Genomic DNA, 25,312 nt, shown 5'->3' on the forward strand with positions numbered 1-25,312 from the left:
TGTTTCGTCACCAGTGACGAAACGTCGCGGGTGCCACAGGCGGCGATGTGAGCCAGTCCAGGCCGGTGATGAGGTGGGCGACTCGACTCTTGTCTGTATGTCAGTGGTCCTGTGGGCGGTTGCGGAATCGGTGGCGGGCGTTGGCGACTGCTGATCCGGTGCGTCCGAGTAGTGTGGCGGCTTCCCAGACGGTGAGGTCGGTGCGTAGCGCGACGGCGATGTCCTCGGCGGTCCAGGGGCGTTGGTGTTCGCGTGCGTTGGCGCGGGTGTCGATTTGGCGGCGGTCGATGTAGTCCTTGGTGCGGGCTTTGCTGGCGGCGCTGGGCGTGCGTGGTGTGCGGCGGGCGTCGATCGCTCGCCGTTGCTCGATCGTCATGGCCCGGCGGCGCCGGGTTTCGGCAGCGGCTTTGGCTGCCCGGCAGCGCTCACAGTGGCATTTGTGGCTGTTGTAGCCGCTGAGCGTGCCGTGTCGCGGATCAGTGGGGCCATCGAGCATGGATGGGTCCTCCGAGGGTCGTCAGTCCTGACACGGGATGATGGCTATGGCCACGGCAGGACGGAAAGTGCATTGATGATCCGCTTGATCCACGGCCCGCGCTCCAGGCGTTCCATCGGTCTTTTCCCGCCATCCCGGCGATGTTTGCCGACTCCCGTGTCACCATCGAATGTTGCCTGGTGCTCGCCATGTTTCCCACTCAGCTTGGGCATGGCGGGTTCAGATGCTGATTCCGTAGCTCTGGAGTAGCTGGTAGTCGTCGTCGCTGCGTGCTTGGATGTAGGCGGCGAGGTTCGGGTAGGTGACGAGTGGGTCGTCGGAGGTGTCGAATACGACGCCCGGGGTTGTGGGTGCGGGTTCGGTGGCGGGTACGGCCGCGATGACCAGCAGTCCACCGATCCCTGGGTCTTTCACCCCGATGGGCAGCAGGCGCTGGTAGCCGGGATACCCGTCGGGGTCATTCGCCGGATCGCCGCCGGAAGTCCAGAATGCTCTGTGTTCCTCTTCGACGAAGTGCCAGGGCAGGATTTCGTCGTCGTTGTGGATGTCGGCGCCGAGGTCGCCGGCGGGGAGTAGGTTCTGCCACCGGTAGAGGTGTCGCCATCCGTTGGTGATGTGTAGCAGTTCCCGGTAGTGGGGATCGAGGTGCACACCGAGGCGTTCCTCGGCCGCGGTGATCTCAGATTCGGGTGCAGGCGGGTAGGTGGTGGTGGCGATGTCGTCGTCGAACAACCCGGACGCGACGAGTGCGTCGTTGAGTTGTCGCTGACGGGCGATGAGTGCTTCCCAGTTCACCACTGACGGCTCACTTTCGGTGTCGTTTCACTGGCCATACACGGCCATTGACCACACCGTGACTGAGGCTCCGTCAAACCCCGGGGCGATCGGCCCACGGGTAAGAACAGGTGATCAATGGCGGAGTTGATCGCCTGTCGGCAAAAATAGTGTCGCTTTTATGACCACTTCAGTTGAACCCTCATTTGGCCGGGTGAATATCCGACTTTTGCGGGGTCGGTGGGTGGGGCTTCGCCAGACGGTGTGTACCCCTTGAGGGTGAAGGTTCCGACCGGTGAGACGGTGTAACTGTCACCGGGATAGCACTCGATACTGGCGGACAATCCGAGATCTGGTCCTGAAACCCTGTTCGCCACCGCATTGAATCCCACGAACACTGAATAGTCACCGTTCGAATCGTCTCCCAAATCGCCGCCCACATTCAATGTTCCGGCCCAGAAGTTCCTGCTCAGCGGTATGGTCCACTCCTGAGTCCCGGTAGGTCTCGTCTGAACATACTTCTCGCGTTGAGGACTATTCGGGTCCAAGACTCCAGTGGAAGACGAGTTGTGAATACCAAGGGTGACGGTCCCCTCGGTGCCAGAGCCGCGTGTGCCGTCGAGGAGTATCGACGTTCTTCCGCCGAGGTCGGAGGGCATTGTGTCGGCATCCACTCTCTGGTAGGAGCGGAAACTGAATACGTCCCCGTTTGCGAAAGTGACAGTGAGATCAACCCAATGTCGACCGTGAGCCTCGCCAATAGCTTTGGGGGTGACTATATAGTCTTTCTCGCCTTCATACCCCGGAAGAATATACGGTTGTCCGACATGCAGCTCGTAGCGAGGATAGCTGAGGTTGCTTATACGAATGGGGTCGCCGTGAGGAGTGGCCACAATGGGATTGCCCGTCAATGTGAAGGATGTCGACGATGCCGCGTCGCCCGGCTCGCTGGTCGCTGAACACCCCGTCATTCCCACGCCTACCAGGGCAGCGGCGGCGGAGATACCGGCAATCATGCGTAGTCGGTACTTCGCTCTCATTGAAATCATTCAGAAACACCCCGAATCTGATATGGGCGCCGATATCGACACGTCAGTGAAGTCGTCATCTATTTGGTCTTTCGGTATAAAGAACTCATTGCCATGATCCAATTTGTTGAACGGGCCCCAAGGGTTTTTCACCCAGATCCCGTCAGATGAGGCTCTCGTGACGACGTAGGCGTGCCCACCTTTAAGGGAGTAGGTTAGCCCATCTTTGACTTTCCCGTTTTCGATGATGCTGGTACCAATTTTCTTGTCTTCCTTGCCGCCGGTTCCGACGACGACGGAGCTGCCGTTGGCGATTTTGGAGTTGATGTCGCTGGAGTCGTTGGTGAGGCGGTCGGCCATCTTGTTGGTCCACCAGTGTTCACTGTGGTGTTCACTGCCGCTGCCGGACATCAGGCTTTGCGCATTCTGCGGGTATCCCCCTGCGCACTCGACCGCGTTTTCGTCTACCTGCGATACCGCTGACTCGATGATGCTGTCGATGCCCTGTGTTCCGTTATCCGTGGCGCCAGAGCCATACACCCGATCAACATGCTTGGTCTCGCACTTACCGTTGACCGTCAAGTGCACGTCGTATCCACCACGCGGTGACGGTACGACCATCCTGGCTAGTCCTTCACGGCCTTTGCTGCTCAACTGATACCCCATCACCGTGGCCAGTACCCAGCAGTCGTTCAGACTCCCCTGAGCTACACCCTCTGGACCAGGCACTCCGCCCTGCACGATACCCGCATTGACCGGGGTATCCGGTGCCTGCGCTCCCGTCGAGCACGTGCTATCGCCCACCGGTTCGGCTGAATCCCCCACCGGCGGGCCACTCGTTGGACCGCTGGTACCCGACGGCGACGTCGGGATGGTCGGCGATGCTTCCGCGGTGGTAGGCGCCCGTCCCGGGACGGGGACGATCGGCGTTGTTCCGGGTGTGGGGATGTCGGTGGCGCCGTGGGCGTTGATGTTGGGTGCGCCACCAGGACCGGGTGTGGTGGTTGTCGGCATTGATGGTGCGGTGACCGACGGCTGGGTGGTGGTGGGTGTTTGGGTGGCGGGGTCTTGGCACACGTAGGGCGGGGTGGGTGCCGGTGCGTCGGAGATGGACTTTCCGGGGTGGGTGGCGACCCAGCCTTGTTTCCACGTTTGGTTGTAGGCGGCGGTTTCGCGGGCGCAGCGTTCGGCAGGGGTTTCGGCACCGGCGGGTGGCGTCGAGGTGGTCAACGCAACCATGACTGCGAGGAGCGCGAGGACGAGCACACCGGTCACCAGGTGTAGTGGCCGCCGAGTTCGCGGCGGCTGAATGTGGGTAGGGGGCATCACAACTCTGTCCTTCATGTGGAAAGCCAAATGGTGTGGGAGTCGATGAGCGGCGTCGGTTAGAGCCAGGTGCGGGCGCTGTACACGTTGAGTGTGTCGTCGGCGGTGGGGGTGGATACCGAGAAGCGGGCGATCACCCGGACGGTGGTGGGTCCGAGGCAGCCGTCGACGGAGACGTGGGCGCGTTTGATGCGGATGGACGCGTGGTCGGTGGTGAGTGTCTTTTTCCCCAACGAGATTTCGGTGATTTTGCCGGGCGCGATCTTCGCCGAGATCGACGGCGACACCGATGCTGAGGCACCAATATTCGCGCTGGGAACTCCGCTGATGGTGACGCCGACGTTGGGGCCGGCGGAGAACCCGAGTCCCAGGGTGGCGCCGTCGGAGACGTCGACTTGGCAGCCGACGACCAGGAATTGTTCGAGGACACCGGAAGTGACGGGTTGGTTCCCGGTGCCGGAGATCTTCGCTCCGACGCGGGCGGAGATCCAGCCTTCCCGGCTGGTGGGCGCGTTGGCGATGTTGCTCATCGGGTTGACCACCAACTGGTTGGCCCGTAACTCGAGGTTCCAGCCGTCATCGGTGGTGGTGTGATCGTAGGTCGAGGCCAACGGTGTTGGTGTCGCGTGCGCTCCCCCACTACCGGCCCACAACGCTGATACCGCCGCACATACCGCGACACCGTGAAACAGGCTGCGTGACAAGCGGTGACGCGACCGATGGCGAACCAACAAACCTTGACCACCCATGATGACCCCCAAGTCATTGTGTGTCGACGAGCCCGAGGCCACTCCATGGATTGGTGAACGTGATCCCCGACTTCACTACCGCAAGGATTAGAACAGAGAATCGGACACTTGACAACCTGAACACTGGTGGTTGGTGACACTTCGCGTCACCATTCCCCAGAAACGGGGACACCCAGCCGGGCGGGCACCACCCGGCAAACATCAAGGGGAGTCGCCGTCATCGGTCCCACGTCGAGACCGGGCCGCAGGCTTGTGCCCTGTCTCGGCACGACCGCGCCGAGCCGACGAGGAACCACGGCACGCAGTCGCGATCTAGCCTTGCGTAATATTAGTTATCGGCGCAATGTGTTGGGGGGCAATAGGTGTCGGCAACAGTGACGAAAAGTAGCCGGTCTGACGCGAATGTCGCGTGGTGTTACATCTGTGTGCAAGGAAATCGGCGTAGGAACTGGCTACGGTACGGACCATGAACCCACAAACGCTCGCGGCGCAGGCGCAATTGCTTTCGGCTGCTCACTGGTACACGCAGATGCATCGCAATCGACCTGCCTGGACAGGGGCATAGTGCACCGATAGCCGATCCGACCGTCTGGACGTGGGCCGATGCCGTGATCTCCGTCATCGATGAACTCGGTCTCGACCAGGTCCACATTGTCGGCAACGACACCGGCGGTGCTGTCGTCCAAGTGGTTATGGCCCAGCATCCACACCGCATCGTGCGCGTTGAGCAACTGCGACACCGAGGGCAACTATCCCCCATCCCGATTCAGGCTCGCGGTACCCGCGAGTCGGCTGCACCTGCTCCGCGTGACACGGCCACTATTCCGCATCACCGCACTGCGCAGGCTGGTCCTGCGTGCCGGCTACCAACACGCCGAAGCCATCCCCCGATGATGTCGTTGCCGACTACTTCGAGCCAGTCTTCGGGACGCCGGCAGCCACCGCCACGTGCCTGCGGAATCTTGACGTTGCCGTGAACCGTCCTGGGTCTGGTGGAGGCCTTGGTTAGTCTTCGAGCATTTGCGGGGTGGGGTTGAGCATGAGGCTCCAGCCTGGTTCGCGGCCGTCGAGGGACATGCGTTCGACGCGGGCGTCGTTGGCGGCGCGGGCTTCTGGTGAGTCGGCGGCTTCGCGGAGTTCGCGTTGCAGGGTGGTCAGTTCGTCGATCATCGAGTTGAGCTCGCGGATACGGGGGAACTCGGTGGCGGGGGTGGCTTCGAGGTGATCGAGGCGGGCTTGGGCTTGGGCGAATTCCCAGCGGCCGTTGTCCAGGGCCCGGTCGGCGTCGGTGACCATTTGGTGCTCAGCCCGCCGCGGGGCCATCCGATGCCATGACTTGCAGGTTCAAAGTTCACGGTCGAGGGGACCGGCCGTAAATCCCGGCGCTACCGGTTCGGGGTGATTCGACCGCCCGCGTCGCCCGCTCCGCGTTCGTTACATGCTGATGACTACGAGTGACCTCCGGGCCCCAGCATCACATCAGTATAGATGACAAGAACTCCAAGAAGCCCACTCGACCAAGCTCAATGTGTGGCTCCTCGAAGGGATGCAAAATAGTTACCTGTTCCTGGAGATTACGCGAATCTGCACTACCCGAAACGAAGCCGTAATAGCCGCCAAAGCCATCATCTGAAAACGCGAGGAACCTCTGATCACCGAGCGCTTCTTGCCTCCATTCAGCACGCACAACGGATTCGTACTCCTCAATTAGAGACCGCCCACGTACACCCACTGGACTGAATAGCTCGAATCCAGGACAAACTACTCCTGTTGGGTAGTTAGCCAGATACCACGCATATTCGGGCGGAAAATTGACGCCTAATCTGTCTTGCAGTGCGAGTATTTCGGCGTCAGAGCATGGGTCATCCTGCAGGTCGGATGAAACCAGCCCAACAATCTCACTAAATCGTTGATCAAAACTTGAATGGTTAACCAACGTTCTTTCCGTTCACCCAACCCATTTCTTTCGCACGCATCATCCAATGAAGATTGCGGTCTGCCTGCCTCATTTGGTCAGTTACTCCCTGATTGAACTCCCCCGAGATCACGAGCACGATCACCACGTCGCGAAACCACCACGGGGGATCGCCGAACCACAACCTCAGCGGAGTCGGCGGCGGTGAGGGAGGGGGCGGTGTGGGCGGGACCGGCGGAGGCGTGTTAGTCACAGCCTGACCTGACCTGACCGGCGTGTCCCGGACGGTGGTCCCTACCACTACGGTGGGGATGACTGAAGGAGTTGGCTGTGGCACGGGATCGTGGGCGTTTCACGGATGAGTTTCGTGATTCGGTAGCGCGTGAAGTTGTGGAGATGTCACACACGATTGTGGATGTGGCGAAAAAGAATGGGGTATCTGAGAATTCGGTGTCTCGTTGGGTGAAGGCATATCGGAGACGGTACCCGGAGATTACCGGGGAGCCGGTAGAGATATCGGAACGCCAGCGTCTTCGTGAATTAGAAAAAGAAGTTCGCGAATTGCGGGAAGAAAACGAGATTCTGGGAAAAGCGACGGCCTTCTTCGCGAAGAAGCATCGGTGAAGTTCCAGTTCATCGCGCGCGAAGAAGGCAATCACAGTGTGGCGGCATTGTGCCGTTGTTTGCGGGTATCGACCTCGGGATATTACGAATGGAAGAAGCGGGGTGTCAGTGCGCGGGCGGCGGCGCGGATCGTAGTGACAGACCGGATCCGCACGGTGTTCGATGACTCGGACTCCACCTACGGGTACCGCCGTATCCATGCCCAGTTGATGCGTGAGGGCGTGATGGTCGATGACGATACGGTGCGCCAGATCATGGTCGATGAGGGCCTGGTGACCTGTCAACCACGCAGGAAGGGCCCACGCACGACGATCCCGGTCGAGTGTGCCGGCCTGCCGGATCTACTGCGGCGTGACTTCACCGCCGATCGCCCAGGTCACAAGCTCGTCGGCGACATCACCTACATCGCGACGTGGCAGGGCTGGGTGTATTTGGCGACGGTGCTCGACTGTTTCTCGAAGAAGGTTGTTGGTTATTCGATGTCGTCTCGAATGACAGCAGATTTGGTGTGTGACGCATTGAAAAATGCATCGAAAAATGTTGACTTTATTCCCGACGTGACCATATTTCATTCCGACCGCGGAAGTCAATATATGTCTGGTCACTTCATGGATACGTGTCGGGGCCTGAGAGTGCTGCGGTCGGTTGGACGCACGGGTGTGTGTTGGGACAATGCGTGGGCCGAGTCGTTCAACGGGTCGCTGAAGAATGAACTCGTCAATCGTAACGCCTATCCCACCAGAAGACACGCCATCAATGATGTGACATCATGGATTGAATTGCGATACAATCGGATTCGGCTTCATTCCGCGTTGGGTTATCAAACTCCTGACGAAGTTGAAGCTGCGTGGCTCGAACATAACCGGGCTGCGTGATCACATAGTGGAGATCCCACCGTCCACGACTCGCCGGGCACGTCACCGTATCCTGCGGTTGGCGTTGCGATCGGGATGAAGGTCTCACGATCGGTGGGAAGAGGATGGCGTGGGTGTTGTGCCTCATCGAGGCTGTCCCAGAATGCCCAGTTCGCATTGCGCAGCTCGTCCCAGCTGATCCCGGTGAGGGTGAAACTGGGGCTATCGAGGAGGATGTCGCTGGTACTAAGGAAACACTGCCACCCGTTGTAGTAGTGCCACCCGTTGGTGATGGTGAGCAGCTCGCGGTGGAGCGGGTCCAGGTGAGCACCCAGGCGGAGTTCCACAGAGTCGATCTCGTCTGGCGTCGCCGGCGGGAAGAGCGTCGGTTCGTTCGTCCAGAGTTCGGGCTGGTCGGGATTAGCGGCGATGTCTCGGTCACGCAGCGCCCTCGACGCGGTGGTCAGACTGTCGACGAGTTCCTTCAACGTGGTCACGACTCTGGGGCTCCTTCGAGGATGGTGGCTCTCACTACGCGTCGGTTGGCATGCATTTTCCGTCGATCCATGTTCCGCTTCACCCGAACGCTCCAGTGTTCGAGCAGGTTGTCCGTGAATGCGGGCTGCTGGTGTCGGCGGAGGAGGCCTCGAGGAATCTTGCGTGGAATACCTGGCAGCGGTGGGATCACGACGGCCGCCCGACGCTTGAGGACGAGGACCTGTATGGGGCGTACTGGAATCTGGCGGACGCGGTTGCGGTGCAAGGTAACCCCGCGCCGGTGGACGCTATTGAGCGGCGTCGGGCGATGGCACGGCCGCCGACCGAGGCTGAGGCGCTCGACGCGGTCGCCGCGCTTGCTCAGGCAGGCCGCTACTACAGCAAGGGCCGCCATCACGACAACCTGGCGTTCGCGCTGGCCACCAGTGAGCGATTGACCGCGCAAAGCGACGAAATGCTCCTGAACGCGGTGATTGCCGCCCGGAAGGACGGCCGCACTTGGGATTACATTGGTGAGGCTTTGGGCTTGGCCCGCCAGAACGCGTATCGCCGGTTCGCTCACCGTATCCCCCCGACGCCGCAGGAGATCGCCGATCAGCTCAACGCCTACCAGGTCAGCCATTCCGCCGACGGCTCTGACGGGCCGATCGACAACATGTGGCAGGACCTCATCTACGGGCTCGACGCCTACGATCCCGAGGCCACCGAGGCCGCCGACCCGGATGGTCGCAACGACGTCGTCGTGTTGACCGACGGGTCCACTATCCGGTGGGATCAGCAAGACAGGCAATGGTATGTCGACTGAGATGCAGTCGGGCGCGGGGTTTCTCGCTGACGACGGTGAGCGCGTCCAATGCCATGAGTGTGGCCGGTGGTTTCGTGCACTCGTGTCACATCTGGCCCGTGCTCACGAGTTGTCGACCCAGGAGTACCGACAGCGCCACGGCCTGCCCCGCACCCAACCTCTAACCTCCGCTGCGTCTCAACGACTGCGCCGCGAAATCGGGGTGTGGCGCCGCGACAACGATCCGACGGTGATGGCCGCGCTCGACGGGGACGCTGCGCGAGCGCAACGGGCGGCAGGATTCCCCGACACACCGCGCCAGCAGGTCAGTGCTGATCGGGTGTCTGTCAGCAAGCGCCGCTCGGCGCGGGAGCGCCTCGACGCGGCGATCGCCGACGCGGGGTTCGCTAACCTCGCCGAGGCCGCCAGGTGGGCGGAGGACCTGGGGCTGGGGTGGTCGGGCCTGGCCGCCGCACTCGGCGGCTTTGGCCACACGTGGCTGGCCGAGGTCGCAGCGGAGCGTGGCGTCACACTCGCCGCGCCCGGCACCACTGGCGTGCTGCACACCCGCCGCTACCTCGCTGCGGCCCGCGACTACCGCCGCCAGTGGGGCAGCCTCGATGTGCCGACAGCCTGGACCACCGACGACGGTGTGCGACTCGGGCGATGGCTGTTAGTCCGCCGCAACATCGCCCGCGCCGGCCGACAGTCCTGGGTGATGGACTCCCTCGACGACATCGACCCGCAGTGGCGCACCTACGGCCGCATCAACCACTGACCACTGCCGCTTCTCCCCTGGCGCCTCGCCCCCCTGGAAAAGGAACCCGATCATGGACCATCTGCTGACCCGCGAGGAAGCCGTGGCACGGCTGGTAGATCGGCACGGCCTGGATGCTCGCCGCCCCCTGCGCCTGCCGACACCTGATCCCGACGGCCGCTACCCCGCCGACGTCATCGACGGCTGGCACAACCCGATGCTTGATCACCGCCACCATGTGCAGTGTCCCGGCCTGGTCGCCGGCAACCCGCAATCGCATCTGGCCGCGATCGGCTTGCTCGCACTGCTGGCTGAGCAGCGACCGGAACTCGAGCCGCGGCTGGCGTGGGTGCACTCCGATACCGGAAGGCTCTGTGCCACCGTCGACATCGACGGTGCCCGCCTGTGGGCGACCAGCTCGGCGCGGTGGGCCGGCACCGCCCGGCAAGGACTCACCGCCGCTGACGCGGTCGCCGACGAGATCGTGGCGTGGCTGCTCCACGACTACCGGCCCACCCCGGCACTCAACGCCTGGAACGGCGGGTCCGGACTCGGCCTGGGCTAAACACCCGCCGGCAAGCAAAAGACCTCCACCCGCACCGTCCCGGCCCTCGACGCGGTCGCCGGACTCGGTGCCCGCACCACCAGCTGGGCCGACACCCTCACCGTCGCCCGCGACCTCGTCGAGGCCGCCCGCGCGCAGGGATGGTCGAAGACCGAGTTGATTACCGCCTGCCACAACCGATTTCCCGATCCGCGGTGGGTCGCGGCGTGCTGGGCACTGCGCAGCGTCGCCACCCGGCCACTCAACGTCACCAGCACCGCCGATGTGGTCGTCGCTGATCGGCTCATGGGGACCGGAGGCAACATCGGCTCCGCCGACCTCGGCGCGATCACCGCCCGCCGTGTACTCGACATCGCCACCGACCCGCGCTCGGAAGACTGGCTGATCGACACCCTCACCGGGGCGACCGCTACTCCCCTGATCGAGGACACCGCCGGACATCTCGCCTTCCCCGGACTGGTCAACCCCTGGCGGTGGCTCCTGGCCGTCGAAGGCATGATCGCCGTGGCATCGATCAACGCGTGGCTACCCGGCACCGGCACCCGGCTCTCCCGATGCCTCACCACAGGCTCGCTGCCTGATCGTCACCACCAGGACGCCGACGTCGACTACACGATGTGGCTGCCCGTCTGGGACGGCTGGCGGTCCTGGACCGCCATCGGCCACAGCCTCGCAGGCTGGCTGCGCTGGCGCGGACACGACGCCCACACCACCACCGACGCCGTGCTGGGCCACACCGTCGACGACCTCACCGGATGGGCGTACCCGATCGCCGCCCGCAACGGCCAAAACCACGTCATCCTCGCCGGCACCCCAGGACTCTCCCCCAATGACCACTGGTAGCCGAGTCGGCCAGCATCGCCCCGGCGAGGTGTGATGATGGCCTCCCGAGTGACGGCCGACGACGTCACCGAGTGGCGACGTCTCCTCACCGGCGGATGGACACTGCGCGAGGTCGCCGAACACTACGGCGTCGACGCGAGAACCGTGCACCGCCACGTCGGCGCCCGCGGAATACGCACCGGACCCCGCGAATACGACATCACCGTCGAACAAGCACTCGCCGCCTATACCGCCGCCGGCTCACAACGAGCCGCCGCCGCCGACCTCGGCGTCTCCCGCTCGGTCATCCGCCGCCGACTACAGCTCGCCGGCCTCAACGGATGGCGCACGCGTCGATAGCGACCGACGGTGGGCCGGACAATCCGGTGCAGCCCACCAACCGGGCATATCACTAGATACGTGTGTCGAGATACTGTACGGTCGGTTGCATGATCGAATTCAATGTCACACCAGCGCGTGCGGACGGGCACCACCCGAACGAGGATCTACGGACCCGGACTTCGCGGTGGTGGACGTGCGCTGACGATAAGCTCCGGCAGTACGGCGACTACGCCTTCGCTGTTGAGTCCAACCTGGTCAGCGGCGTTTTTGCGATCCCCGGATGGACGCGCGATCCTAACGCCGGACACAAGGTTGTCCTGGACCTCGCTGACCTCCCTGCCGGTGATCCACTGCTCCAGTGGATCGGACAGCCGCCCCCGATTCCATGGACGCCAGGCCAGCGCCAGCCCTTCAAATACGTCACCCGAGTCGACGTGATGCCCCCGGTATGGACGCCGCCAGATGCGACCCCGCGCCTGGAGAACGATCCTCGCGGCGGACTGGTAAGCGCCTTCCTGGACAGCGGGCGCGCGGCCGATGTCACAGCGGTGAAGGCGGCGATCAACGAGTCCTCCACTGCGACACCGGATGAACAAGCCGAACATGTCATTGACGCTCTCGACAACGCCCGGAAGGCTCGGCAATGGCGCTACAGCTATGAGACCCAGAACAATCTTTCGCAGATGGTCGGAATGCTTCGCAGCGGCCAGGAATGTCAGTGACATCAGGCAGTCCAGGAATCAGGGATTCGTCGCGCGATTGCCCCCGCACCGCGCGAGCATTTGCGAAAGACATTTGAGAATGCTCTACCCTGCATTCTATGGCGCGTAAAGAAGTTGTCTCGTTCGTTGATGATCTCGATGGCACTGAGCTGGATGTCGAGGACACCCACACCGTGGATTGGTCGTGGCTCGGTGTCGACTACCGGCTCGATGTGTCGAGTGAGAACCTCGACAAGATTGAAAACGGCAAGGTTCCACTCGCTCGGCTGCTCACAGCGTCGACGAGGGTGGGTGGTCGCCGCCAGTCGACCGCACCGAAGGCGACCACGGGTGGCTCCCAACGTCCCTCACGGTCTCGCGACCGCAGCACTGACGGTGCCGCGGTCCGCGAATGGGCGGCCGGCAACGGCTACGACATCGCGCCCCGCGGCCGTATCCCCGGCGCCGTGCTTGAGGCGTACCACGAGGCTCACTGAGCCTCGTTCGACGGAGCTCTGAACACATCGTGCCCCTATGGGTAGGGATTACCCATAGGGGCACGATGGCGTTCGCAGCACCCGATATGACTACAGGATGTTGCTGGGTGCCTGCAGATGCCACACGGTCGCCGGGAGGGTGTCGCCGACGCAGACTGCTTGTCCGGCACGCCATTCGGCGCGCAGGGTGGCGTTAGCGTTGATGAACGAGACGCAGTCGGTACTGCTGGCGAATGGCCCGTATTCGTAGTACACCGAGTTGTCCGACCAGGTGCGGTGTTTCTGCACGACCTGGATGTCGGCGTGGGCCGGTGCGGCAGCGGTGGCGGCGATCGCCGCGGCGATCACCGCCCCGGCACCGAGGGTACTCAGCCGACGGGCGGTCCGGCGGCGGGTAGAGATTGTCATGGTCATGTCGGGGTGTCCTTCGTTGTGGGTGCTGCCCGCCGGGTGCGGGGAGCGGGGAACCACGGATCACGAAGCGACCCACTGACAACAGGGGTGTGTGCACGCAGCACCAACCGCCCGGTCCGCCTACTGGCGGCCGGGTGTGGTGGTGGAGCTGGTGGGTGTCCCTGTCATCGCGTGCTCACCTCGAGGTCCGAGGAATGAGCCGTCGGTCAGATCAGGGAACGACGGGGGTGGTGGTGGCGGGTGGGGTTGCTGTCACCGTTTCGGTGACGGTGCTCGCCGCCGGTGTCGAGGTCACGGTTTCCGTGGTGGTCTCGGTGGTGGTTTCGGTGACCGTCGCCGGCGCCGCGCTGGGGGTGTCGGTGGATTCCGCGGCCGGCGACATGCCGGGCATCGTGGTGGTTTGTACCGACGCGGCTGCGACCGGCGGCGACCTCCTGGCCACAGTGGTCGAGTAGCTCAATCTGCAGATCAGCATCGGTTTATGCGAACAGATGAGAGATTCTCGCGCGGCTTCCCCCACGGTGAGGTCGTGTAGTGTTAGCTGTCGCTCGAAGAGATGACGACAACACCAGCCGGCAGCAAGAACGCGGGATGCAGACCGGGCGATCGCGAAGGGCGCTCTTTCCTCGCGGTCGGTCAGCACTCGGAACAGCAGTTCGGCGCCGCGGGATCGTACCTGAATCGTCGTAATAGTTGTGGCACAGCTGGGGCCGATTGGGGCTTGGGATAGACCTTGTCGATCAGGACTGCCTCCTGCAACTCGTCCTAGTTCAACACGTCTCGGTACCAGTTTATATTGGCGCGCAATATGTTTCGTCACCAGTGACGAAACGCCGCGGGTGTCACGCACGGCGATGTGAGCCAGTCCAGGCCGGCGATGAGGAGGGCGACTCGACTCTTGTCTGTATGTCAGTGGTTCTGTGGGCGGTTGCGGAATCGGTGGCGGGCGTTGGCGACTGCTGATCCGGTGCGGGTCTCCGCTTAGTCCGCGGCCTGCGCTCCAGGCGTTCCATCGGTCGGGCCTCGACCCCGGATGGTGGACACGACCTAACGATCGCTACTGTTGGGCGCGTAAGGAATGGCCGCCAGGGTTTCTCGATACGCGCTTTCGTAGGTAAGCGCACAATACGCTCAGAGCGAGAGCAACCAGGAAGATCGCCAAGTCTGGCCAGATCACGCCACCGAAACGGATGAGCTGGAATGCAAGACGAAAAGCACTGATGATGACTGTTAGTCCAGCAAGGCACTGGATGATCAGCAAGACAACGTTAGTGATCGGGCGTTGTTTCATGCGTGTACCGTCTCACAGGCCCAGGGGGTCCACTCTCCGCCGGTAGCAGAATTCCTCGCCCGTGTGCACAAGCTCGAGCCGTCCTTCAAGTTGAGAGGAGTGTCAGGCAGCATCGCGTAGTCGCCGGTTATCGATCCAGCAGCGGGGTTTACGCAGTTGGACGGAGTGACCGTCTTGGTGACCACACGCCCGGAGGCTTCGGTGTAGAGAAACTGGTGCTGCCGGTTGCAGATGGCATAACCGATCGTAGGGTGCGGACCGCAACAAGGAAAAGCAAGAACACGAGTCCGAAAAGAAGCCCGGCAATGGGCTTTCCTATGACGGGGCCCCGTAGACACTGACTAGTTGTGCAGTGCATACTTTCCACACGTCGTGATCTTTGATCAGGGCGAAGAAGGACACCTCGTCGTCCGAATTTCCGCGAGGGTCTCCGTTCACGCCCAGCGTTGTCCTTGAGAACGTGTATCCTGTATTGCCATCGTCGGTGGTGAAGTGAAAGTCAGATAATCTCTCAACTTTAACCTCGTTTCCCGCCGAGTTTGTCAGTAGTCCACCATGACTTCCGGTCAGTAGTCTAGCCGCCGCATCTCCGCAAGTGAGGGCTTTCAGTCCTGTCCAATCCCCCGAATTGTATTTGGCGACTACATTCTGTACGGAACCTTCGATGGTAGAACTGCTGGGCGCGGCCGGGGTGCCATGTCGAGTAACGAGTACCGCGACGACTATTGCCACCAGCACGAGAGCTGATATCGAAATGACTGCCACTCGTCCAGGCAGATTCAGACCTATACGTCTCTTCCTGACTTGGTCACCGGCCTTGTTTCCTGTCGATTCTTTCGTGGTCATCGCTTGCCGACCTTCCTGATCACAATGATGGCGATACCCACGGGAGCCAATATGAACACCAAGATATTGAAAATCCCCACATGGTTGGTGATGGCGTCACCGATCGCGGAGATAAGAAGAACAATGAACAACACCAGATAGGCGATCTCTGAAAACGTCAGTCGCGGATTGCCACTTTGGTCCTTCGGCCGCTCAGTCACAGTTGCCGAACCTCCATTCGTTGGCTTCAAACACCCATAGCCGATTGCCTGAGGATACAAATTCAGGAACGCCCAGATCTTGGGGGAATGAGACCCGAACCATCGCTTTTCCCGGTGATCGCATTGTCACAGTGTATTCGACAACGGGGTCCGACGTTTGGTAGCCATTCATCAACGACCGCATCTCCGCCGAGTATGCGTTGACATCTGATCCTGCTCTGCACCTTTCTGAACGGATCTTCCACGCCTGGGCATATCGACCTTCGAGAATATTCGTGTACATGCTCTGCACTGCGCTCCCCAGTAACTGATCGGAGCCGTCGGAAGACGCGGACGGACTATCGGATGCGCCACACGCAGTCACCGACGCTAGGCACACCGCTCCGACAGCAAGGGAGCAACCTAATTGTTGCCACCTCATAGTGCGCAATTCGGGTACGGCTTGACGTGCCCGGCGAGTCGTGGACGGTGGGATCTCCACTATGTGATCACGCAGCCCGGTTATGTTCGAGCCACGCAGCTTCAACTTCGTCAGGAGTTTGATAACCCAACGCGGAATGAAGCCGAATCCGATTGTATCGCAATTCAATCCATGATGTCACATCATTGATGGCGTGTCTTCTGGTGGGATAGGCGTTACGATTGACGAGTTCATTCTTCAGCGACCCGTTGAACGACTCGGCCCACGCATTGTCCCAACACACACCCGTGCGTCCAACCGACCGCAGCACTCTCAGGCCCCGACACGTATCCATGAAGTGACCAGACATATATTGACTTCCGCGGTCGGAATGAAATATGGTCACGTCGGGAATAAAGTCAACATTTTTCGATGCATTTTTCAATGCGTCACACACCAAATCTGCTGTCATTCGAGACGACATCGAATAACCAACAACCTTCTTCGAGAAACAGTCGAGCACCGTCGCCAAATACACCCAGCCCTGCCACGTCGCGATGTAGGTGATGTCGCCGACGAGCTTGTGACCTGGGCGATCGGCGGTGAAGTCACGCCGCAGTAGATCCGGCAGGCCGGCACACTCGACCGGGATCGTCGTGCGTGGGCCCTTCCTGCGTGGTTGACAGGTCACCAGGCCCTCATCGACCATGATCTGGCGCACCGTATCGTCATCGACCATCACGCCCTCACGCATCAACTGGGCATGGATACGGCGGTACCCGTAGGTGGAGTCCGAGTCATCGAACACCGTGCGGATCCGGTCTGTCACTACGATCCGCGCCGCCGCCCGCGCACTGACACCCCGCTTCTTCCATTCGTAATATCCCGAGGTCGATACCCGCAAACAACGGCACAATGCCGCCACACTGTGATTGCCTTCTTCGCGCGCGATGAACTGGAACTTCACCGATGCTTCTTCGCGAAGAAGGCCGTCGCTTTTCCCAGAATCTCGTTTTCTTCCCGCAATTCGCGAACTTCTTTTTCTAATTCACGAAGACGCTGGCGTTCCGATATCTCTACCGGCTCCCCGGTAATCTCCGGGTACCGTCTCCGATATGCCTTCACCCAACGAGACACCGAATTCTCAGATACCCCATTCTTTTTCGCCACATCCACAATCGTGTGTGACATCTCCACAACTTCACGCGCTACCGAATCACGAAACTCATCCGTGAAACGCCCACGATCCCGTGCCACAGCCAACTCCTTCAGTCATCCCCACCGTAGTGGTAGGGACCACCGTCCGGGACACGCCGGTCAGGTCAGCTCGCACGAGTGGTTCGGTTTTGGCGTTGGTGTGGGTGTGGGTGTGGGTGTGTATTCCGGGGTTGGCTGCTGTGTTGGTTCCTGGGTTGGCTGCGGTGCGGGCGCCTGGGTCGATGTGGCACCGTTGTCGCCGTTGTTGAGTCCACGAGGTGCGGTGCCCGAGCCGCCGTTGCCACCGCTGTCTCCGCTGCTACCGCCGTCGCCGCCTCCACCATTATCGCCGCCGCCGCCGAGGATTCCGTCGACGAAGTTAGAGCAAGCGGTCACGACTCCGCTGATTCCGAGTATCCCGGCAACGATACTGAGAATATCCGGCTCTGATTTCAAGATATTCCAGATACTCCGAGGGTTGGGATTCTTCTCGATCTTCTCGATCATGTCGGCGATCCGATGTGCCCAACCTGGCTTCAGTCTGGCAATTTGTTCTAGAATTTTCGGTATCCGAGCCACCTTGAGGAACGGGACGATAAGTGAAGCAATGGAAGCAACACACACAGTGCCCTGCCACAAGTTCCCCCAGAACCCAACGGGGATAGCTGATGCTGCTGCCTCGTTATATGGATACTGGATCGAGGGGTCCGGGAAAAGGTTCTGAGGGGATTGTGGAGCGGTTTCGGGGCCGATTGATGGCACGGGGGTATTGGAGGGTGACTGCGCTGCCTGATTAGTAGGTATTGACGGGACTCCTCCGATAGGTGTTGACGGAGAAGGCGTCTTCCCTGGAATGGGAACGATGGGGCTGTCGCCTGGTGCAGGAATGTCGGTGGCCCCGTGGGCGCTCATGTTCGGCCCGCCACTACTGCCGGATGTGGTGGTCGTCGGTATCGACGGCGCGGTCACCGACGGTGGGGTGGTGGTCGTTGGCGTTTGCGTGGTCGGATCCTGGCAGACATCGGATGGCCTTGTCTGGGGCGTCGATTCGAACATGCGGGCGCTCGGCCCGCGGTTGATGTGATAAGAGCGATCATGGTGAGTAGCTTGACGGTGTGTCGGTCACGCATTTCTGGCCAGGCAGAGGGTGGGATCATTTGAATTCTTTCCTCGCCGCAGGGTGGATCACAGCCAGGTGCGGGCGCTGTACACGTTGAGTGTGTCGTCGGCGGTGGGGGTGGATACCGAGAAGCGGGCGATCACCCGGACGGTGGTGGGTCCGAGGCAGCCGTCGACGGAGACGTGGGCGCGTTTGATGCGGATGGACGCGTGGTCGGTGGTGAGTGTCTTTTTCCCCAACGAGATTTCGGTGATTTTGCCGGGCGCGATCTTCGCCGAGATCGACGGCGACACCGATGCTGAGGCACCAATATTCGCGCTGGGAACTCCGCTGATGGTGACGCCGACGTTGGGGCCGGCGGAGAACCCGAGTCCCAGGGTGGCGCCGTCGGAGACGTCGACTTGGCAGCCGACGACCAGGAATTGTTCGAGGACACCAGAAGTCACGGGTTGGTTCCCGGTGCCGGAGATCTTCGCACCGACCCGCGCCGAGATCCAGCCTTCCCGGCTGGTGGCGGCGTTGGCGATGTTGCTCATCGGGTTCACCACCAACTGGTTGGCCCGCAACTCGAGGTTCCAGCCGTCATCAGTGGTGGTGTGATCGTAGGTCGAGGCCAACGGCGTCGGTGTCGCGTGCGCTGCACCACCACCACCAACGCACAGTGCTGATACCACTGCGCACACCGCGGCGCCCTGAAACAGGCTGCGCGACAAGCGGTGACGCGACCGACGGCGAACCAACAAACCTTGACCACCCATGATGACCCCCAAGTCACTGTGTGTCGACGAGCACGAGAGCCACTCCACGTATTGGTGAACGTGATCCCCGACTTCACTACCGCAAGGATTAAAACAGAGAACCAGACACGTGACAACCTGAACACCGGTGGTTGGTGACACGTCGCGCCAAGATTCCCCAGAAACGGGGACACCCAGCCGGGCGGGCACCACCCGGCAAACATCAAGGGAAGTCGCCGTCATCCGACCCACGTCGAGGCCGGGCCGCGGGCTTGCGGCCAGTCTCAGCAGCACGATGTGACAGTTACGTGGGAGTGCCTGACCTGCGATTATCTATACGCTGACGAACCGGTTGGTCCCCGTGATTGTGTTGGTCCCAGTGATTGTGAGATGCTCAGGCGATCTGGGCGACGCGCCGAGCCGACGGGGAACCCACGGCCCGCAGTCGCGATCTAGCTTTGCGTAATATTGGTTATCGGCCAAATAGATTGGCGCGCAATCCGTTTCGTCACCAGTGACGAAACGTTGCCGGTCTCACACGGTGCGCAGGCCGGAGCTTCTGGCGGTACGTCCCGTCAGTGTGCGTCGCCGCGGGCTGTCCAGGTCCAGCTAATGTCGATGCATGGCAAGTGCTAATCGTGGTCGACGACGGATTCAGCCAGACTCGACCTATGCCGTCCCCGGAGTGACGCTGCTGGTTGGTTCTGCTATCGCGAGTTATGAATCGATCCCCCGCGCGCCGCGTTTGCTGGCAGCAGCAGGAGTTGAGCCATATGAAAGTCTGCGGCGCGGATGTTCGGCAACTCTTCTCTGAGGCGGAGAACCCTCGCTATTTTCTGATGGCCTGGTACGAACGCCCCGACGAGTACGAACCGCCCGGCGGGTTAGCTGCCGGGATTGCCCTCGCAGGCTTCGAGCGAACGTGGTCTGTTGAGGACGCCGCAGACGTGTGGGAAGTGCTGAACTGGATGAGTGACAACCCTCCACCGCAACGTGAAGGATGGGTAGTCCAGTGCAGAAAACTCTTCGTACTGAAGCCGAGGCTTCCTTTGGAAAAGGGCGAATCAGACGCCGTCCTTTTGTGGAAACAATCGTTCGAGCGTCGGTAAGTAGGCAACACCAAACACCGTGGTGGCGCTAGATCTGCACTATCAGAGAAACAGCACTCCGATCAATAGGCCGCCAACGAAACCAAGGGCCGGGTAGACGATTAGCCAGCCTATCCATCCAGTGAGGGCTCTACGGAGTGGTGACACTACCCCAGCGTCCTTTGCGGGACAGCACATTCAATTCGATCGTGCTGATATCTGGTTCAAGCGCCTTCCATTCCTTTATCGGGGCTGTTGAAGTGATTACAGTCAACCCCGATCTGCTCGCGCTTTGCAGGGGATACGTATGATGGACCCTGCGGACTGCCAGTGTGAGGCCTTCGTGATTGAATGCCCCTTCATCGACGCTGAGTAGGCCGTCGTCAGATACATGGTGGCCAAAGACAACGCTGCGATACAGTGACGCAATATCTTTGTCGGTCGCAATTGACGACAAGCTCAGGGTTTCATGCGAATCGAAGTCAAAGTACTGGATAACTATATTCGGAACAAACTCACCCTTCGGCGCGGGGTGAAGAAATATCGTACTCGCCATCACAGAATGCGCCTCAGAGGAGCCCGCTTCACGCCACTCTGTAGGAACGGCAACCTTGGCCGTCTCGGACGGAGCGCGAAGCCTAGCTACACTTCGCGACCCGCGAATCACCTGCTCTACGGCTATAAGGCTCATACGAACTCCTGTGACAATGACCTAGTGAAGAGAACTACCGATAATGAGACCAGCCATAACGGCGGCAACGGTAGGGGCTGAGTACAGCTGAAGTACCCAAACATTAGTGGATGGCCGAAAGAATTCTGAGAACGTGTACAGCGGCTGCACGGATGACCGATGTGACGTGGGCTTTTTCCTATTTCGTTGCCGGTGTCGAATCATCCGATGCACTAGGTTCTCCTCTTACTGTTAGTCAAACAGTCCCTTGATCCACCGGGCAGCGTCCGCGCCGGCCTGACTTCCGACCGCAGCACCGATACCTGCACCAACAGCTGTGCCGATGGGGCCAGCGAAGGTTCCGATCGCCGCTCCGGCCGCCGCGCCGCCCAGCGTACCCCCGACAACCGCGCCTACTGCACCGGCTGCTGCGTCACCGCCGTCTTCCTCGCCGCGGGAGTATTTGCCCCACTCATCAGCGACGGTGAGCGCGGTTCCCAGTACGAAGGAACCTCGGCCAAGCACCTTACCAGCGGCCCCGATACGCGCGATATCGTCGCCGCCGAGTCCCGCTGTGTTAATGGAATGCGACCGCCCCGGCTGCCGGAATGCGTCCGCAAGATCGTTGCCCCGTTGCTGGGCGGCGCCAATGGCTGCGGTGACTGCTGGGCCGTTGAGATCCAGTGGTTCTCCGGTGGCCGGATTGGTGAACAATGACGAAGCGCCGCCCTCGTCACCGGTGGCGGATTGTTCGGTCCCTGCGATGTTGATGGTGTAGGTGGTGCCGTCGGGGTTGGTGCCGGTGTATTGGGTTTGTCCGGTGAGGGGGTTGGTGATGGTGGTGGCGGGTTGTCCGGTGACGGGGTCGGTGCCGGTGTTGACGATGAGTCCTTGTTCGCGCAGTCCGGTACGGGTTTGCGCGCCTTGTGCGGTTTGTTGCGCTTCGGGGCTGGTGTAGGGACCCATGCTGGTGGCGGCAGTGAGTTGATCGGTGAACGCCTGGGCTGGATCGTTACCGGTGGCCCGCACACTGAACTGAGCACCGGTGGTGGGGTCGGTGTAGACGTTGATCGGATTGCCGTCATCATCGACGGTGGCCGTGACCGCATAGCCCTGCTCGCGTGCACTGATGCGTTGCTGAGCGCCAGCGACGACTGGATTGGTGGTGGCATCGGCCGATCCCTGACTGGCAACGATCTGCCGGTCGGCGGCGTCTTGGCCTTGCGAGTCCGACACCGCCTGCTGGGTGGCTGGCGACATCCCGGTCGGTACCTGTGCGGTATCTCCGGTGGCGGGGTCGGTGACGTTGGCGACCGGGGTGCCGTCATCGGTGACGCCTGAGGTGACCGCCAACCCTTGGTCGCGGAGGGCTTGGCGTTGCTGGGCGGCGTCGCGACCGGAGACTTCGGGGCCTTGGGTGTTGGCGGTCATCTGGTCCCACTGGCTCTGCGAGTTCGACGCCGCCACCGCTTGCTGGGTTTGCGGGGATTGACCGGTGGCGACCTGCCCACTTTCTCCGGTAACCGGATCAGTGACGTTGGCGACCGGGGTTCCGTTCGAGGAGGTCCCCGAGGTCACATCCAAGCCTTCTTGCCGCAATGCTTGGCGTTGCTGGGCGTCGTCACGTCCTTGTACCGCGGGGCCTTGGGTGTTGGCGGTGAGCGCGTCGAAACCTGCCTGGGCTTCCGACTGCTCGTGAGTCGGGTCAGCGATGATCGGGTACACCGCATCCGGTGAGGGCTGGACGTGTTGGACGAGGTTCCCGTTCTCGTCGACGGTGTACCACGTTTTCTGTGGTCGCCCGAGGGCGTCGTAGGCCCATGGTCTCGCGATCTGACGCACGGGGTTACCACTGGCGTCGTAGATGGTGGCTGATCCGTCTGGGTTCACCCCGATACGTCCACCGGGCGGGACGTCCTCGTCGAAGACGTAGGAGCGTGGGCTGGTCGGATCGTTGATCAGCACCAGTTGCGAGGGACCTATTGTCGCGCGTTCGGATCCGCCGCGTGGCAGCAACGACCAGCCGCGCGAACCACCACTCGTGGATCGGGTGCCCAGGGCTGCGCGTCGTACCCGCGGGTTCGCGGCGGCGAAAGCTGCCGCACCGGCGACGACCCACGCGGCCAGGGGGATCTCCGGCTGTGTGGAGTTCGAGCCCGTGTCCAGTGCGTGGGGCGAGTCACCGGCTGGTGCGTTCGTGATGCTCGCTCCCGGTGCCGTTGTCGCCGCAGGGGCAGCGGTGGACGGTGCTACCGGTATCTGCCCAGTGGGCTCGCCCGACGGTGCCGGTTGCGGTGCTGTCGGCCTGGCGCCGCCAGTGTTCGGGTTGGCCGGTCCGGCACCGCCGTTACCGTCGCCACCCGCGGCAGGTTGCGGGGCAGCCTGTCCGGGGACGGTGACGATCGGTGTGCCGTTGCCTTCTCCTGGGCCGGGCCCGATGTTGGAACCGACTTGCGGGCCACCCGATCCCGCACCATTGCCCCCGGTCGTGGGTGCCGGGGTGTTTGTGGTGGGTTGGAAGGTGTTGGTAGGAAACGAGATACACGGCCAGTTCGACCCGTATTGGGCGCGCATCTGATCACACAACGCATCCGCGTGCGCGGGCGCCGGCTCACTACCGAACGCGGCTACGGTGACACCACCGCCGATCGCGAGGACAGATGCGGCCAGCAGTCCGGCGCCGATCCGGCGGCGCGGGAGCCGGTGACGCCCCCGACGAGGGTGCGACGTCACCGACTCTTCCTTCGAGTGATCTGCGTGTTGCCGGATACTGCTGCGGGTCATCTGGTTTTGCCCCACATCAGGGCACCCAGGATGGCGTCCGCGCCGGTCCAGAACCAGCGTCCGGCGATCGACATCACCAGGAAGAACGCGAGGAACACCGGGATCACTCCCCACCGGTCCGACCACTGACCGAGATTCGACAGGTTCGCTGCCGCCAGCACCAGCAACACACACCCGACGAGGAACAACACCACCTTCACCACCGGCACCCCACCACTGGGGGTGTCCTCCGACAGGTCAGGGTCCCTGCTGACCGGCGCGCTCGTCGTTGCCGTCGACGACGTGGAGTGTTCGGCGGTCACCGCGTCAGCGTCGCTGCGGTGCGCCCCGCCCGCGGTGGCAGAAATCGTTGGAGCGGTCATCAGAACTCACGGTCCTTTCCGGTCACAGATAGAGGAGTGGTCACAGGTAGTGCGGTTGTCCGTAGACGTTGATGGTGTTGTCGTTGAGTGCGGTGGAGATGGCGACGGTGACGTAGGCGCGCACCGCGACCGGTCCCAGGCAGCCGTCGACTTTGACGTGCACGCCGTCGGCGGTGATGCCGGCTTTCCCGGTCTGCAACTTTTTGGACCCGAACGGGATGTCGGCGATCGTGCCCGGCCGCAGGGTGGTCGCGATGTTCGGGGTGACCGTCGCCCCGATCGTGACTGCCGGCGGGTAGGACACGTTGAGGTTGGCTGACGGGCCACCGGAGACTCCGATGGTGGCTCCGGAGGTGACGTCGGTGTTGCAGCCGATCTGAAACCCGGTCGCAAGGGTCCCGGACTGGATCGGCACAGAACCGGTACCGGCGATCACCGCTTCGCCCTTCAAGGACAGGAATCCCTCACGCGTCCAGCTGGATTGATTGAGCGGCGGAACGCTGCGCACCTGTTCCTGCGATTTGATCGCGGTCACCCGCCAGCCGTCATCGGTGACCTTGGAGACCTGTCGATCAGCAAAAGTGGCCGCGTGCGACGATCCCGCCCCGAGCATGCTGGCCGAAAGCGCCATCACTGCGGCGAGCACAGCCAGCACCCCGGGCGCCAGGTCGGTACGCCGGCGTGCTGTCCTGGCCAGTGCCGTCGACCTGATCATCATCTTCGCTACTCCCCCTGCAACTCTCGGCTCTTACGGTTCGTGTTCCGGGTGCCCTCTAGCGGTTGGCGGTGTAGATCATGCTGTTGCCGCCCGGCAGGGTGCGGTAGCTGATGTAGAGCGACTGGTTGTTCTGCGCGGCGATCCCGGACCGGTACTCGATGGCCTGGCCGACCGTGCGTCCGTACTGGCTTCGCCCGTACTGCGGCAATGCCGCATCGACCACCCCGCCGATGTGCGCGTCATGAACCACCCGCGCCTCACCGGAATTCAACTCCACCGCCCCACCACCGGGTACCGGGCTGACAGTGAACGCCGAGGCCGCCGGGGCCACCGCAACCGCGCCCGCAGCCGACAACAGCAGACCAGCACCCACAACCACCAACCGACGCTTCGCATTCACCACAACAGCACTCCTCTGAGATAGACGCTCGACCCGCAACCCCGGGACGATCTGATGCGACGCAAACTATCACATCATGCGCTACATGCAACCCGAGATGTGGTGAGCTAAACACAAGAGATGGGGATGCAGCCACCCCGCGCCTCACCGCAACCCCACCCCGCGACGACGAGCCCCGGAGTCCGACCTACGGGGGCGCCGAACACCCAAATAGGTGTCATCAAGTCCCAGTTACGTTGTCATCCGACGCTGCGTCGAGTCGACTGGGAACGACGGCGCGTAGTCGCCGTGCTTTAGCTTTGCGTAATATTAGTTTTCGGCGAAATACATTGGTGCGCAATATATTTCGACGA

At 62.0% G+C, this 25,312-nt stretch carries 32 protein-coding genes; 12 read left to right on the forward strand and 20 right to left on the reverse strand.

What is annotated here, in order from left to right; genetic code table 11:
• Positions 1 to 100: 100 nt before the first annotated feature.
• The 5 genes from QNM97_RS10300 to QNM97_RS10320 all read right to left on the reverse strand — a co-directional run bounded on the left by QNM97_RS10300 (position 101) and on the right by QNM97_RS10320 (position 4,235).
• Complete coding sequence (locus QNM97_RS10300) at positions 101 to 496, reverse strand: hypothetical protein (RefSeq protein ID WP_283822635.1); 396 nt, start codon at positions 494 to 496, stop codon at positions 101 to 103.
• A gap of 219 nt (positions 497 to 715) precedes the next feature.
• A complete protein-coding gene (locus tag QNM97_RS10305; protein WP_283822636.1) occupies positions 716 to 1,294 on the reverse strand; it encodes an SMI1/KNR4 family protein in 579 nt (192 codons plus the stop codon).
• Positions 1,295 to 1,449: 155 nt separating this feature from the next.
• Positions 1,450 to 2,286: a hypothetical protein gene (locus tag QNM97_RS10310; protein WP_283822637.1), complete on the reverse strand. Its 837-nt coding sequence runs from the start codon at positions 2,284 to 2,286 to the stop codon at positions 1,450 to 1,452.
• 33 nt (positions 2,287 to 2,319) lie between these two features.
• The gene (locus QNM97_RS10315) at positions 2,320 to 3,573 is read right to left on the reverse strand and encodes a calpain family cysteine peptidase (RefSeq protein WP_283822638.1); all 1,254 of its coding nucleotides are present in this window, start codon (positions 3,571 to 3,573) and stop codon (positions 2,320 to 2,322) included.
• A 110-nt stretch (positions 3,574 to 3,683) separates the two neighbouring features.
• The gene (locus QNM97_RS10320) at positions 3,684 to 4,235 is read right to left on the reverse strand and encodes an MspA family porin (protein ID WP_502875020.1); all 552 of its coding nucleotides are present in this window, start codon (positions 4,233 to 4,235) and stop codon (positions 3,684 to 3,686) included.
• A 710-nt stretch (positions 4,236 to 4,945) separates the two neighbouring features.
• On the opposite strand from QNM97_RS10320, the gene QNM97_RS26635 reads away from it, so the two are divergent.
• On the forward strand, positions 4,946 to 5,350 hold the full coding sequence (locus QNM97_RS26635) for an alpha/beta fold hydrolase (protein WP_502875052.1): 405 nt from the start codon (positions 4,946 to 4,948) through the stop codon (positions 5,348 to 5,350).
• 28 nt (positions 5,351 to 5,378) lie between these two features.
• Here QNM97_RS26635 and QNM97_RS10330 read toward each other — a convergent pair whose 3' ends face one another.
• Positions 5,379 to 5,669, reverse strand: a complete 291-nt coding sequence (locus tag QNM97_RS10330) for a hypothetical protein (RefSeq protein WP_283822641.1) — start codon at positions 5,667 to 5,669, stop codon at positions 5,379 to 5,381.
• A gap of 178 nt (positions 5,670 to 5,847) precedes the next feature.
• Entirely contained in the window at positions 5,848 to 6,309 is a 462-nt protein-coding gene (locus QNM97_RS26640; protein ID WP_502875021.1) for an SMI1/KNR4 family protein, read from the reverse strand.
• A gap of 309 nt (positions 6,310 to 6,618) precedes the next feature.
• Here QNM97_RS26640 and QNM97_RS10335 point away from each other — a divergent pair, with 309 nt between their 5' ends.
• Together QNM97_RS10335 and QNM97_RS10340 are read left to right on the forward strand one after the other, a co-directional pair.
• Positions 6,619 to 6,912 carry a transposase gene (locus QNM97_RS10335; RefSeq protein WP_283822036.1) on the forward strand — a complete coding sequence of 98 codons (294 nt, stop codon included), beginning with the start codon at positions 6,619 to 6,621 and terminating at the stop codon, positions 6,910 to 6,912.
• Positions 6,909 to 7,787, forward strand: coding sequence for an IS3 family transposase (locus QNM97_RS10340; protein WP_283822035.1), 879 nt, complete (start codon positions 6,909 to 6,911; stop codon positions 7,785 to 7,787). Before QNM97_RS10335 ends, QNM97_RS10340 begins: the two co-directional genes overlap by 4 nt.
• Here the strand turns inward: QNM97_RS10340 and QNM97_RS10345 are convergent.
• Entirely contained in the window at positions 7,733 to 8,263 is a 531-nt protein-coding gene (locus QNM97_RS10345; RefSeq protein WP_283822642.1) for an SMI1/KNR4 family protein, read from the reverse strand. The two genes, QNM97_RS10340 and QNM97_RS10345, sit on opposite strands and share 55 nt — an antisense overlap.
• Positions 8,264 to 8,313: 50 nt before the next feature.
• On the opposite strand from QNM97_RS10345, the gene QNM97_RS10350 reads away from it, so the two are divergent.
• The 7 genes from QNM97_RS10350 to QNM97_RS10380 all read left to right on the forward strand — a co-directional run bounded on the left by QNM97_RS10350 (position 8,314) and on the right by QNM97_RS10380 (position 12,732).
• Positions 8,314 to 9,069: a hypothetical protein gene (locus tag QNM97_RS10350; RefSeq protein ID WP_283822643.1), complete on the forward strand. Its 756-nt coding sequence runs from the start codon at positions 8,314 to 8,316 to the stop codon at positions 9,067 to 9,069.
• Between the two features lie 82 nt (positions 9,070 to 9,151).
• Positions 9,152 to 9,826: a Helicase associated domain protein gene (locus QNM97_RS10355; RefSeq protein WP_283822644.1), complete on the forward strand. Its 675-nt coding sequence runs from the start codon at positions 9,152 to 9,154 to the stop codon at positions 9,824 to 9,826.
• 52 nt (positions 9,827 to 9,878) lie between these two features.
• Positions 9,879 to 10,370 carry a hypothetical protein gene (locus QNM97_RS10360; protein ID WP_283822645.1) on the forward strand — a complete coding sequence of 164 codons (492 nt, stop codon included), beginning with the start codon at positions 9,879 to 9,881 and terminating at the stop codon, positions 10,368 to 10,370.
• A 156-nt stretch (positions 10,371 to 10,526) separates the two neighbouring features.
• Positions 10,527 to 11,213, forward strand: a complete 687-nt coding sequence (locus tag QNM97_RS10365; protein ID WP_283822646.1) for a hypothetical protein — start codon at positions 10,527 to 10,529, stop codon at positions 11,211 to 11,213.
• A gap of 36 nt (positions 11,214 to 11,249) precedes the next feature.
• Positions 11,250 to 11,552 carry a helix-turn-helix domain-containing protein gene (locus QNM97_RS10370; protein ID WP_283822647.1) on the forward strand — a complete coding sequence of 101 codons (303 nt, stop codon included), beginning with the start codon at positions 11,250 to 11,252 and terminating at the stop codon, positions 11,550 to 11,552.
• Positions 11,553 to 11,641: 89 nt separating this feature from the next.
• A complete protein-coding gene (locus QNM97_RS10375; protein ID WP_283822648.1) occupies positions 11,642 to 12,256 on the forward strand; it encodes a hypothetical protein in 615 nt (204 codons plus the stop codon).
• Positions 12,257 to 12,354: 98 nt separating this feature from the next.
• Positions 12,355 to 12,732 carry a histone-like nucleoid-structuring protein Lsr2 gene (locus tag QNM97_RS10380; RefSeq protein ID WP_283822649.1) on the forward strand — a complete coding sequence of 126 codons (378 nt, stop codon included), beginning with the start codon at positions 12,355 to 12,357 and terminating at the stop codon, positions 12,730 to 12,732.
• 90 nt (positions 12,733 to 12,822) lie between these two features.
• Here QNM97_RS10380 and QNM97_RS10385 read toward each other — a convergent pair whose 3' ends face one another.
• A complete protein-coding gene (locus QNM97_RS10385; RefSeq protein WP_283822650.1) occupies positions 12,823 to 13,146 on the reverse strand; it encodes a hypothetical protein in 324 nt (107 codons plus the stop codon).
• Positions 13,147 to 13,340: 194 nt separating this feature from the next.
• Between QNM97_RS10385 and QNM97_RS10390 the strand changes: the two genes are divergently transcribed.
• Positions 13,341 to 13,601, forward strand: a complete 261-nt coding sequence (locus QNM97_RS10390) for a hypothetical protein (protein ID WP_283822651.1) — start codon at positions 13,341 to 13,343, stop codon at positions 13,599 to 13,601.
• Positions 13,602 to 14,752: 1,151 nt separating this feature from the next.
• On the opposite strand, the gene QNM97_RS26645 is transcribed toward QNM97_RS10390, so the two are convergent.
• The 5 genes from QNM97_RS26645 to QNM97_RS10410 form a co-directional block, all read right to left on the reverse strand.
• Positions 14,753 to 15,283, reverse strand: a complete 531-nt coding sequence (locus QNM97_RS26645; protein WP_502875023.1) for an Rv0361 family membrane protein — start codon at positions 15,281 to 15,283, stop codon at positions 14,753 to 14,755.
• Positions 15,280 to 15,483 carry a hypothetical protein gene (locus QNM97_RS10395; RefSeq protein WP_283822652.1) on the reverse strand — a complete coding sequence of 68 codons (204 nt, stop codon included), beginning with the start codon at positions 15,481 to 15,483 and terminating at the stop codon, positions 15,280 to 15,282. The genes QNM97_RS26645 and QNM97_RS10395 overlap by 4 nt, the downstream gene beginning before the upstream one ends.
• 488 nt (positions 15,484 to 15,971) lie before the next feature.
• Positions 15,972 to 16,850: an IS3 family transposase gene (locus QNM97_RS10400; protein WP_283822035.1), complete on the reverse strand. Its 879-nt coding sequence runs from the start codon at positions 16,848 to 16,850 to the stop codon at positions 15,972 to 15,974.
• On the reverse strand, positions 16,847 to 17,140 hold the full coding sequence (locus QNM97_RS10405; protein ID WP_283822036.1) for a transposase: 294 nt from the start codon (positions 17,138 to 17,140) through the stop codon (positions 16,847 to 16,849). Before QNM97_RS10405 ends, QNM97_RS10400 begins: the two co-directional genes overlap by 4 nt.
• A gap of 60 nt (positions 17,141 to 17,200) precedes the next feature.
• Complete coding sequence (locus tag QNM97_RS10410) at positions 17,201 to 17,587, reverse strand: hypothetical protein (protein ID WP_283822653.1); 387 nt, start codon at positions 17,585 to 17,587, stop codon at positions 17,201 to 17,203.
• Between the two features lie 379 nt (positions 17,588 to 17,966).
• Here QNM97_RS10410 and QNM97_RS10415 point away from each other — a divergent pair, with 379 nt between their 5' ends.
• Positions 17,967 to 18,164 carry a hypothetical protein gene (locus QNM97_RS10415; RefSeq protein WP_283822654.1) on the forward strand — a complete coding sequence of 66 codons (198 nt, stop codon included), beginning with the start codon at positions 17,967 to 17,969 and terminating at the stop codon, positions 18,162 to 18,164.
• Positions 18,165 to 18,265: 101 nt separating this feature from the next.
• Here QNM97_RS10415 and QNM97_RS10420 read toward each other — a convergent pair whose 3' ends face one another.
• The 6 genes from QNM97_RS10420 to QNM97_RS10445 all read right to left on the reverse strand — a co-directional run bounded on the left by QNM97_RS10420 (position 18,266) and on the right by QNM97_RS10445 (position 24,959).
• Complete coding sequence (locus QNM97_RS10420) at positions 18,266 to 18,883, reverse strand: MspA family porin (protein ID WP_283823161.1); 618 nt, start codon at positions 18,881 to 18,883, stop codon at positions 18,266 to 18,268.
• A 1,293-nt stretch (positions 18,884 to 20,176) separates the two neighbouring features.
• Positions 20,177 to 20,716, reverse strand: a complete 540-nt coding sequence (locus QNM97_RS10425; protein ID WP_283822655.1) for a hypothetical protein — start codon at positions 20,714 to 20,716, stop codon at positions 20,177 to 20,179.
• 231 nt (positions 20,717 to 20,947) lie between these two features.
• Positions 20,948 to 23,428 (reverse strand): hypothetical protein, encoded by a 2,481-nt coding sequence (locus QNM97_RS10430; RefSeq protein ID WP_283822656.1) that lies wholly within the window; start codon positions 23,426 to 23,428, stop codon positions 20,948 to 20,950.
• 47 nt (positions 23,429 to 23,475) lie between these two features.
• Positions 23,476 to 23,841: a hypothetical protein gene (locus QNM97_RS10435; RefSeq protein WP_283822657.1), complete on the reverse strand. Its 366-nt coding sequence runs from the start codon at positions 23,839 to 23,841 to the stop codon at positions 23,476 to 23,478.
• 40 nt (positions 23,842 to 23,881) lie between these two features.
• Positions 23,882 to 24,559: an MspA family porin gene (locus QNM97_RS10440; RefSeq protein WP_283822658.1), complete on the reverse strand. Its 678-nt coding sequence runs from the start codon at positions 24,557 to 24,559 to the stop codon at positions 23,882 to 23,884.
• Positions 24,560 to 24,614: 55 nt separating this feature from the next.
• Positions 24,615 to 24,959 carry a hypothetical protein gene (locus tag QNM97_RS10445; RefSeq protein WP_283822659.1) on the reverse strand — a complete coding sequence of 115 codons (345 nt, stop codon included), beginning with the start codon at positions 24,957 to 24,959 and terminating at the stop codon, positions 24,615 to 24,617.
• Positions 24,960 to 25,312 lie beyond the last annotated feature (353 nt).

It is taken from the genome of Gordonia sp. L191 (genome assembly GCF_030077625.1).
GTDB lineage: Bacteria > Actinomycetota > Actinomycetes > Mycobacteriales > Mycobacteriaceae > Gordonia > Gordonia polyisoprenivorans_A.

What these genes read in the sequence shown, in the direction of transcription:
- QNM97_RS10300 (WP_283822635.1), bottom strand. Translation starts at nt 496, where the DNA reads ATGCTCGATGGCCCCACTGATCCGCGACACGGCACGCTCAGCGGCTAC.
- QNM97_RS10310 (WP_283822637.1), bottom strand. Translation starts at nt 2,286, where the DNA reads ATGATTGCCGGTATCTCCGCCGCCGCTGCCCTGGTAGGCGTGGGAATG.
- QNM97_RS10330 (WP_283822641.1), bottom strand. Translation starts at nt 5,669, where the DNA reads ATGGTCACCGACGCCGACCGGGCCCTGGACAACGGCCGCTGGGAATTC.
- QNM97_RS10350 (WP_283822643.1), top strand. Translation starts at nt 8,314, where the DNA reads ATGCATTTTCCGTCGATCCATGTTCCGCTTCACCCGAACGCTCCAGTG.
- QNM97_RS10360 (WP_283822645.1), top strand. Translation starts at nt 9,879, where the DNA reads ATGGACCATCTGCTGACCCGCGAGGAAGCCGTGGCACGGCTGGTAGAT.
- QNM97_RS10370 (WP_283822647.1), top strand. Translation starts at nt 11,250, where the DNA reads ATGGCCTCCCGAGTGACGGCCGACGACGTCACCGAGTGGCGACGTCTC.
- QNM97_RS10375 (WP_283822648.1), top strand. Translation starts at nt 11,642, where the DNA reads ATGATCGAATTCAATGTCACACCAGCGCGTGCGGACGGGCACCACCCG.
- QNM97_RS10380 (WP_283822649.1), top strand. Translation starts at nt 12,355, where the DNA reads ATGGCGCGTAAAGAAGTTGTCTCGTTCGTTGATGATCTCGATGGCACT.
- QNM97_RS10385 (WP_283822650.1), bottom strand. Translation starts at nt 13,146, where the DNA reads ATGACCATGACAATCTCTACCCGCCGCCGGACCGCCCGTCGGCTGAGT.
- QNM97_RS10390 (WP_283822651.1), top strand. Translation starts at nt 13,341, where the DNA reads ATGAGCCGTCGGTCAGATCAGGGAACGACGGGGGTGGTGGTGGCGGGT.
- QNM97_RS26645 (WP_502875023.1), bottom strand. Translation starts at nt 15,283, where the DNA reads ATGACCACGAAAGAATCGACAGGAAACAAGGCCGGTGACCAAGTCAGG.
- QNM97_RS10410 (WP_283822653.1), bottom strand. Translation starts at nt 17,587, where the DNA reads ATGATCGAGAAGATCGAGAAGAATCCCAACCCTCGGAGTATCTGGAAT.
- QNM97_RS10415 (WP_283822654.1), top strand. Translation starts at nt 17,967, where the DNA reads ATGTCGGTGGCCCCGTGGGCGCTCATGTTCGGCCCGCCACTACTGCCG.
- QNM97_RS10425 (WP_283822655.1), bottom strand. Translation starts at nt 20,716, where the DNA reads ATGAGCCTTATAGCCGTAGAGCAGGTGATTCGCGGGTCGCGAAGTGTA.
- QNM97_RS10435 (WP_283822657.1), bottom strand. Translation starts at nt 23,841, where the DNA reads ATGACCGCTCCAACGATTTCTGCCACCGCGGGCGGGGCGCACCGCAGC.
- QNM97_RS10440 (WP_283822658.1), bottom strand. Translation starts at nt 24,559, where the DNA reads ATGATGATCAGGTCGACGGCACTGGCCAGGACAGCACGCCGGCGTACC.